Genomic DNA, 7,719 nt, shown 5'->3' with positions numbered 1-7,719 from the left:
GGAAATATATCCAACAGTCTCAACATAAAGATTTGCAAAAATCTTTACGTGAATATTGAAAGTTAAGAGCCGAGCACCGCTAGGTGCGAAGCATACCCACTTCTTCAGAGGTGGGTGCTCTTAACTTATCTTGATTTTTTTTTAGTTCCAAGAGTATATTGTGAGTTTGACGATTTGTGATTTGTATATTGTGAATCTTTCTGTTTTTGCTAAGTTGTCATAGTTTATTTGTTCGAGTTGTGGTGTGCAGTCGTTGTCTGTTTGTATTGGGTGTCCTCTTGTGCATTTTGTGCTTATGTTCATTATTCCTGTTTGGTTTTCAAAGAAGAAGATGTATTCGCTTTCTGTGTGTAGTAGTGTTTTTGTTTTTTCGTAGCTTATGTTGTCAAATTGTGCTAGTTTTGTTTCGTTTATTCTTTGGTTTGTTGTTATTCCAGGTATTATTGCTGTTGTGCTATTCCAGTTTTGTGGGAATCCGCTTGTTAGTAGTGATTCTGATATGTATATGTTGTTATTGTATAGTGTTTCGTAGTTTGAGTTTGGTGTTAGTTCTACTATTATTGTTATTGCGGTTATTAGTAGGAAGATGAACATTAGTAGTCCTATTATGAAGTCTGTTGTTAGGGCTTGTGCTTTTTTATTGGGTTTGTTTTTCATTGTTTTTTTTAGTTTGTTATGGTTATTGTGTTGTTTGTTTTGGTTATTTGGTTATCTCCGGTTTTTAGTGTTCCTGTTATTTTTGGTGTTTCGTAGTATAGTTCTATTTGGTCTAGTGTGAATGTGAAGTATCCTGTGTCTATTGTTGTTGTGCCTGTTGTTATTTGTATTTTTTTGTCTTCTATTTGTTCAGGTATGTTTATTGTTCTTTGGTACCCGTCTTGTAGATCTGCTGCGATTAGTAGTTCTTGTTGTATGCTTCTTCCTAGGTCTTCTGCTTCTATCATTATTTTTTCTTGTGTTTTTTGTGCTGAGAATGATCCTAGTGCTATTATTGTTGTGAATAGTATGAAAAATCCTAGTATGCTTAGGAGTATGAATTCGAGTGCTATTTGTGCTTTTTTTTGGTTTTTCATTTTTTTGGTTTTTATGTTGTTTCTGTTATGTTTATGTAGTTGTTTTCTGCTTTTATTTTTAGAATGTGGGGGCCTTTGTATGTTTCTATGGTTCCTGTTATTGTTGGTGTTGTTTCTTTTGTGTATTCGTAGTTTAGTTCTGCTGTTGTTACGTTTATTTTTATTGTTTTGTTGTTTAGAGTTATGCTTTGTATTCCTTCTGGGAAGCTCACTCTTATTGTTTTTTGTGCGGGGTATCCCATATAGGATACTTCTTCTGCTGTGTCTGATATCTCTGTTGTTGCTTTGTCTATTTGGGAGTTTATTACTTGCAGTTTTAGGTTATTTGTTTGTGTCATGAATATTATTACCATGGGTATTGTTAGTAGTATTGTTATTGAGAATACTGCTAAGTATTCCATTGCTATTTGACCTTTTCTTGTCTTTTTAGTTTTTGGTACCTTTTTTTTAGAATTGATTTAATCCCACCTCTCGTCTTTTTTTCTTATTCTTTTGTATTTAAACTTTTGCAACTTTCTTGTCTTTTTTGTTTTTTTTGTTTTTTTGTTCTTTTTATGATACTAATATACTTTTTCCCGGATAAATAGAAATATTTATAAATGATTGATGTCATTATTTGTATTACTTCATTTTATGATAAATGAGAGGTGAATAATATGAAAAATAAAGGACAAGCAGCCATGGAGTTTTTAATGACTTATGGTTGGGCAATATTAGTTGTTTTGTTAGCTATTGGAGCTTTAGCATATTTCGGAGTGCTTAGCCCACAGACGATACTTCCCGAAAGAACGGTGTTTCCGGCGCCGCTACCAAATCTTGATACTGCACAGTTAAGAGCAGATGGTGGAGAAATTGAAATTGCCTTTAAGAATAATAAAGGTGTAAAGATAAACATTGCTGATGGTTCCTCAAATGCGGGTGTAGATCCTGAAACTGGTTCTGATTGTACGCTTGGAAACTTTACTTCAGATAAGTCTGAGATCAGTAATGGAGAAAATTTCATTTTGACATGGGATTGTGATGAAAATATGACTGCTGGTGATCAGTTTAAAGGAACTTTGAAATTTAATTATGTGAATAATCAGACTGGTCAAACAATTACTCATTCCGGTTCTGTTGACGGGTCATGGAATTAAGTATTTAGATATTATTTTTTTTATTTTTTTTTAGGTTCTTCTTTTTATTTTTTTGTCTTTCTTTCTGTTTTTCTTTCATTTGTTAATTGTAAGTTTAAGATTTTGTTGTTTTTTTGTTGTTTTTAAAATGTTTGAGAATGTGTTGTTTTTTGTTTTTTTTGGCGTTGTTAAAAGCATAATTCTTTTAAAGGGTGCTATTTTTCCATTATTGTTAAGTTATTAAACGTTCAAGAGGTTGTTATTATGAGCGGTAAGAAAAAGAAAGTTAAGAAGGTAAGTGCAAAAAAAGAGAAATATGCTAAGTTTCATAGGGAAAAGCCAGGTGCTTTAGATATTAATTTTCCTGATTTGGATGATGAGCAGCAAAAACAGAAGAAGATTGATGAAGAGAAAGTCGAGAAGTTCTTAAGGTTTAATAGGAATAAGCCTGCACCTGAGATTGTTGAAAGAAGAATGAGTGATAAACGATCTAGGACTAGAGGTTAATTTTTTTTATTCTTGTTTTTTATAGTGTAGCATATTTTTTCTAAGTTTTTTTAATTAGTTTGTTGTTCTTTGTGAATCCAATGGTTTTCTTTATTGTCGAATCATATATTCTTAGAAGTACTTCGTTGTATTGGTGTAATTTGAAGCTAAAAGTCCAGTTTTCAAATAGTATTATGCTTATTATGAAACATTCGTAGTTCTTATTTTGCATTGTTTCTATGAATTCATGGTTTGAAAGGCATGTTTCGTAGTATTTTCTTTTTGAGTCGTGTTTTCTGGTTTTTACCTCGTAGAAATTTATTTTTTCTATTATCCTATCCGTTTTATTGTTTAATATAAATTCTATTAGATCTGTTTTTATTTGATTTGTTTTAAAATATGTTTCTATATCTTTTAGGTCTTTAGTTATTTTTAGTCTGTATTTTGTTTTTATTTCTTCAAAAGAATCAAATTGTTTTGTGTCAAATATGAAATTGTTTTTTCTTTCTCTTCGAAGTAGTGTTCTTGCTATGTGTTCAAAAGCTCTACCTCTTAATTGATAGTCGTTTTTTAGGTTTTTTATCATGTTTTTGACTGTTGCTCGTCCTTTATTGGTTTGTTGCTTGTTTTTTCGGAGAATTCTGTGTTTTTTGATGTTTTTTTCATAAAAATATTGTTGTTTTGTTTTTTTATTGTTTTTTTTAATTTTTATAGTTATTAGTGTCTGCTTGTATTGTCTGTATGGTAAATATTTGTAGTTTACTTGTAATTTTTGTTTTTTTTAATCACACACTATTTTTTAGAAAATAGCGGAGGGTAGATTTGAACTACCGACCTCAGGGTTATGAGCCCTGCGGGCACTCCTGACTGCCCTACTCCGCTATGCGTAGTAGGGCAGATGAATTAATGGTTCTTTATAAACTTTGTCAATGTGTTGTTGGTCGGTTAATTATTGTGTGCCGAAGATAGGGTTTAATGCCCTGACTTACACAAAATCTTTGATTTTTGGCATGCTAGAAACTATTGTTTTTTTGTATTTGCTGTGTGGCTGAGGGGTTGACACTTTTTGTGTCTTGGTGTGATGATTTGTCTTTGTGTTTTTAAGTAGAATTAGAGAGCTATTTTCTTTATTTCTTGCATATTTTTTTAGATGTTGTTTGTTGTTTAGAGCATGTTTGCTATTTGTAGTGAGGTGTGTGTTAGGTGTTGTAGGTGTATTGTTAGGATTGTTGATGCTATTAGTAGAGTTATTATTCCTGTCGTGATGCTTTTTTTGCAGTTTTCTTTTTTTCCTTGTTTGGTTCCTTTATAGCTGTAGATTAGTGATAGTATGCTCGCTGTTAGGCTTATTGGTGTTAGTGTTATTGTTGCTAGGCTTATTGTGCTTAGTGTTGCTGCATTTATTATTTTTTTGTTCACTGTTGTTTCCTTTTTTTTAGATTAGGACGCCCAGGGTGGGATTTGAACCCACGATCCCAGAGGGACAGGATGTTTGCGGTATTGTAGGTTTTCTGAAACACGTTTTTTTTTGTGCTTAGCAATCCTGCGCAATACCAGGCTATGCGACCTGGGCATATGTTGTGTTTTGGGTTTTAGAATCGTTCTTTGTTTTTAAAGGTTTCCAGTTTTTGTTGTCGGTGTTTGGTTTACGTCTTTTTGGAGTTTATTATGTGTGTTTTTTGAGAAATTTGTTTTGGATTTTGTGTGGTTGTTTATGTTTAGTGTTTTGTGTTTGAAAAACTTTTTATATGCGTGTTTCTATTTTGTTTTTATGAGATTTTTACGGTTTTTATTGGTTGTTGTTTTTTTGTTTGTATTTTGTTCTTTTTTAGTTTCTGCTGAGAATGTTGATGTTAGGTTTTATTTTGATGTTTTTGAGGGGTCTGTTGATTTTAGTAATGGTTCTTTGTATTATTTAGTGGATGTTGATAATGGTTCTTTGGAAGGTTTTGTTTCTTTGGATAGTGAGGGTTCTGTTTTGTTGTCTGTTCCTGTAGGGGTTCATTCTGTTTTGTTTGCTTTTGATGATTTTAGTTCTGATGGTTTTGATTTTTTTGCGGAGTCTCAGTTTGTTTTTGATGGTTCGGATAGTGAGTTTTTGTTGTATTTTTTGCCTGTTGGTTCTTTGGAGTTAGAGTTTGTTGATTTATCTGGCCGTCAGGTATCTGATGTTCTTGTTAAGGTTGATTGTAGGCGTCCTTATGGGTTGCAGGGTTATTTTTCTTCTGACGATTTTGGTTTGGTTTCTGTTGATTTTTTGCCTCTTGGTCGTTGTGTTGCTCGTTTTGCGTTTGAGGATTTTGTTGATTCTTCTGAGTTTAGTGTTGTGGAGGGTGATTTGTTGTCTTTGGTTGTTGAAGTTCCTGTTGATCGTGGTGGTTTTTCATTTATTTATTTTGTTTTTGTTGGTATTGTTGTTTTTGCTGTTTTAGTTTTTTTAGTTGTTCGTTATGGTACTAAAAGAGATTTGTCTGAGTCTGTTGTGGTTAGTGGTAATTCTAGTAGGGAAGATATTTTGAAAGTTCTTTCTGTTAAGGAGCGTTTGGTTGTTAATTTCTTAGTTGATTCTATTGGTTCTGAGGCTGGTTTTGTTTCTCAGGCCGATATTGTTCATGGTGCTGGTATTGCTAAGACTTCTTTGATGAGAGTTCTTGATGGTTTGGAATCTAAGAAGATAGTTTTGGTTGAAAAATTTGGTAAAAGCAAGCGTATTTACCTCACAAAATGGTTTTTAAGCTTGAATTAGCTTATTTTCACGATTTGGACTTTTTTAAAGCTTCATTTTTAATCTTTGACTGTTTTTAGTCTTTTTTTATTGATGTTGGTCCGGTCAAAGTTTAAGTATTTGTTTTACTTTACTTATTTCATGACAATTTTTTGTCGGAGGTATAAAATGAAGAAATTTATGAATTTGTTTATGGTATTCATTGTGGTTGTAACTTTGTTGTCTTCTACAGTGTTTGCTCAAGAATTGGTTTCTACTAGTTCTGAAGAAAAGATAGAAATAGGTCTTGGAGATACAATGACAGTTGGAGATTTGATGATTGAATTTACAGATGTTGAGTTAAGCGAATGTCCTATAGGAATTGTTTGTGACAGCAATTTTATTGTTGTAGTTAAAATGGGTATCGTTGATTTTGATGGTTCGTTTGATCCGAATGTTTATTATTTGAAGGTTTCTGATAATTATGATTATGCTCAAACTATTGGTACTTATGTTGTTGTTGCAGATGAGTATGTTCCTGAAAATGAGATTGCCACTCTTGTTATTTCAAGAAGTGAAGAAAGACTTCCTCCTGAATATGATGTTGGTGGTACAGATACAAATCCTGGTAGTATAACTGAGATTCCTATACCTAACCAAGATCCTACATTTGAGGACTGGCTTTCTTTTAAGAAGGATTCATGGTATTTGGTAGGTGATGTTTTGCTTTTCAGATTAGATGATTATTATGTCGATGCTGATGGTAAAATGAATGCTTGGATTTCTCTTTCAAGTGCTGAAGATTATGAGGATGGAGATTCAATAATTTTTAGGAGATTTAGAGTTCAAGAAGATAGCTCTCTTGGTTTTAACGATTTTAAAATTTTTGTTAAGAATTCCGTGGGTAGAGATTTGCCTTTGTTTAGTCTTAAGTATTCTGGAGAATTTTTTGAGGATGTTAATACATATGTAGGTAACTATGCTGTTGTGTATGAAGATTATCAGAAAGTTTTTTACAAAGGAAAGAATTTTGAAGGTTTTGATTATGTATCTTTTGAGCCTCAGGTTTTTTTAGAAGAGATAAGATGTGTTCAGAGATCTGCAGTTTCAGAGAAAAAATGTATGGATCCGTATGCTAGATTTAAAGTTAAGTTTTTGAAATATGTTTCAGCTTCTGAAAATGAGGTTGTGGACTCTAAAATTGTTACAGTTAAGGTTGGAGAGACTATAGATTTATTCAAAGGCCATAAGTTCACTTTGCTTGGATTTGAGGATAGTAAGGAAAGTTCTTCTTTAACAAAAGCTAAGATTAGATTATATGAGAGTGATTCAGATAGCAGTGATGAGGAAATAGTTCCTTTAAATGGTAATAAGGCGCAGTTCGGCGCTTATTCAAGAGTTGAAGAGGGAGCTTATGTTTATTTTGAAGATGGTTTAAAATTGCAGTATGATGGAGTTTCAGATTATACGTCTGATGAAGAGCCTAGTGTTGCTTATTTTAAATTCCATGTTTACAATAGTGGAAATGATGCAACTCTTAACCTTAAGAAATATGGTAAACAGCAATTTGTTTTAGGTGATTCATACTATTATATTTATTTGAAAGCTGTGAATCCTGATTTTGTGACGATTTCTGTTTCTAAGGATGGAAAATCATTAGAGGAATCTATACCTATTGAAGTATCTGATTCAGATGAAAATTTTGTATATGTTTGTCAGCCTGGTTGTGTCGAAGTTGAGGATGGTTGTCTTTGTCCCAAGATAAAAATTAGAAAGACAATTAATGGATTTGTAGTTTCTGGTTCAGAAGATGATTTTTCTGTTGATGAAATAAGAATCATGCCTGGTAGTAAATCTATGATAACTCTAAATGACAAGAAGGAAAGTAAACGGATTCCCTTAAGTGAGGATGTTGAAATTCCTGTGAAATTCAAGGATGTTGAAAAGCAAGTTAAGATTTCGACGGATTCTAAGAAGCTTGAAACAATTTTAGATGTTGAAGGTTATGCTGTTAAGACTAGAAATGCTGTTGTAACTGATAATGAAGGTATTTCTTTAGAGACTGATTCCGGGAAGAAACTTGTTAAAGTTTTGCCTTCTGTTGCGAGTGAGAAAGCAAAAGAGGTTCTTGGAGCTAAGTATTCAGATTTAGAGCTTAAGGAAGTTGGAAATGAAGTTAAGTATGTTTCAAAATCTGAAAAGAAATACAATGTTTTAGGATTTATTCCTATAACTGGAAAATCTGAGGTGAGTGTTGACATAGATACTGGCTCTGTTAGTTCTAAAAAACCTTGGTTTTCTGTTATAAGCACAAATTAAATTTTTTTTATCTTTTTTTTGT

Annotated in this window: 9 protein-coding genes and 2 tRNA genes; 4 read left to right on the top strand and 7 right to left on the bottom strand. The window is 32.4% G+C overall.

Going from position 1 to position 7,719, the window contains the following annotated elements; genetic code table 11:
• Positions 1–141: 141 nt before the first annotated feature.
• Genes K9L97_02800 through K9L97_02790 form a run of 3 tightly spaced genes read right to left on the bottom strand, consistent with a single transcriptional unit; the run spans position 142 to position 1,474 of the window.
• Positions 142–657 (bottom strand): hypothetical protein, encoded by a 516-nt coding sequence (locus tag K9L97_02800; GenBank protein ID MCF7871939.1) that lies wholly within the window; start codon positions 655–657, stop codon positions 142–144.
• 8 nt (positions 658–665) lie between these two features.
• Positions 666–1,073 (bottom strand): hypothetical protein, encoded by a 408-nt coding sequence (locus tag K9L97_02795; protein ID MCF7871938.1) that lies wholly within the window; start codon positions 1,071–1,073, stop codon positions 666–668.
• Positions 1,074–1,084: 11 nt separating this feature from the next.
• Positions 1,085–1,474, bottom strand: coding sequence for a hypothetical protein (locus tag K9L97_02790; GenBank protein ID MCF7871937.1), 390 nt, complete (start codon positions 1,472–1,474; stop codon positions 1,085–1,087).
• Between the two features lie 291 nt (positions 1,475–1,765).
• Between K9L97_02790 and K9L97_02785 the strand changes: the two genes are divergently transcribed.
• Both K9L97_02785 and K9L97_02780 read left to right on the top strand, forming a co-directional pair.
• Complete coding sequence (locus K9L97_02785) at positions 1,766–2,209, top strand: hypothetical protein (GenBank protein ID MCF7871936.1); 444 nt, start codon at positions 1,766–1,768, stop codon at positions 2,207–2,209.
• A 243-nt stretch (positions 2,210–2,452) separates the two neighbouring features.
• A complete protein-coding gene (locus K9L97_02780) occupies positions 2,453–2,695 on the top strand; it encodes a hypothetical protein (protein MCF7871935.1) in 243 nt (80 codons plus the stop codon).
• 40 nt (positions 2,696–2,735) lie between these two features.
• Here K9L97_02780 and K9L97_02775 read toward each other — a convergent pair whose 3' ends face one another.
• From K9L97_02775 to K9L97_02760, 4 genes are all read right to left on the bottom strand, one after another.
• Positions 2,736–3,260, bottom strand: coding sequence for a hypothetical protein (locus K9L97_02775; GenBank protein ID MCF7871934.1), 525 nt, complete (start codon positions 3,258–3,260; stop codon positions 2,736–2,738).
• A 221-nt stretch (positions 3,261–3,481) separates the two neighbouring features.
• Positions 3,482–3,556: transfer RNA gene (locus K9L97_02770), tRNA-Met, on the bottom strand.
• A gap of 282 nt (positions 3,557–3,838) precedes the next feature.
• Positions 3,839–4,093 (bottom strand): hypothetical protein, encoded by a 255-nt coding sequence (locus K9L97_02765; protein ID MCF7871933.1) that lies wholly within the window; start codon positions 4,091–4,093, stop codon positions 3,839–3,841.
• Between the two features lie 27 nt (positions 4,094–4,120).
• Positions 4,121–4,247: transfer RNA gene (locus K9L97_02760), tRNA-Ser, on the bottom strand.
• Positions 4,248–4,445: 198 nt separating this feature from the next.
• On the opposite strand from K9L97_02760, the gene K9L97_02755 reads away from it, so the two are divergent.
• On the top strand, positions 4,446–5,420 hold the full coding sequence (locus K9L97_02755; protein MCF7871932.1) for a hypothetical protein: 975 nt from the start codon (positions 4,446–4,448) through the stop codon (positions 5,418–5,420).
• Positions 5,421–5,567: 147 nt separating this feature from the next.
• The gene (locus K9L97_02750) at positions 5,568–7,697 is read left to right on the top strand and encodes a hypothetical protein (protein ID MCF7871931.1); all 2,130 of its coding nucleotides are present in this window, start codon (positions 5,568–5,570) and stop codon (positions 7,695–7,697) included.
• Positions 7,698–7,719: the final 22 nt, after the last annotated feature.

The sequence above is a fragment of the Candidatus Woesearchaeota archaeon genome (assembly GCA_021735165.1).
Taxonomy (GTDB): Archaea; Nanobdellota; Nanobdellia; order Woesearchaeales; family 21-14-0-10-32-9; genus JAIPET01.
This window is presented reverse-complemented; position numbering and strand designations above follow the sequence as displayed.

Coding starts and splice junctions, on each gene's coding strand:
- K9L97_02800 (MCF7871939.1), bottom strand. CDS start 657: ATGAAAAACAAACCCAATAAAAAAGCACAAGCCCTAACAACAGACTTC.
- K9L97_02795 (MCF7871938.1), bottom strand. CDS start 1,073: ATGAAAAACCAAAAAAAAGCACAAATAGCACTCGAATTCATACTCCTA.
- K9L97_02790 (MCF7871937.1), bottom strand. CDS start 1,474: ATGGAATACTTAGCAGTATTCTCAATAACAATACTACTAACAATACCC.
- K9L97_02785 (MCF7871936.1), top strand. CDS start 1,766: ATGACTTATGGTTGGGCAATATTAGTTGTTTTGTTAGCTATTGGAGCT.
- K9L97_02780 (MCF7871935.1), top strand. CDS start 2,453: ATGAGCGGTAAGAAAAAGAAAGTTAAGAAGGTAAGTGCAAAAAAAGAG.
- K9L97_02775 (MCF7871934.1), bottom strand. CDS start 3,260: ATGATAAAAAACCTAAAAAACGACTATCAATTAAGAGGTAGAGCTTTT.
- K9L97_02755 (MCF7871932.1), top strand. CDS start 4,446: ATGAGATTTTTACGGTTTTTATTGGTTGTTGTTTTTTTGTTTGTATTT.
- K9L97_02750 (MCF7871931.1), top strand. CDS start 5,568: ATGAAGAAATTTATGAATTTGTTTATGGTATTCATTGTGGTTGTAACT.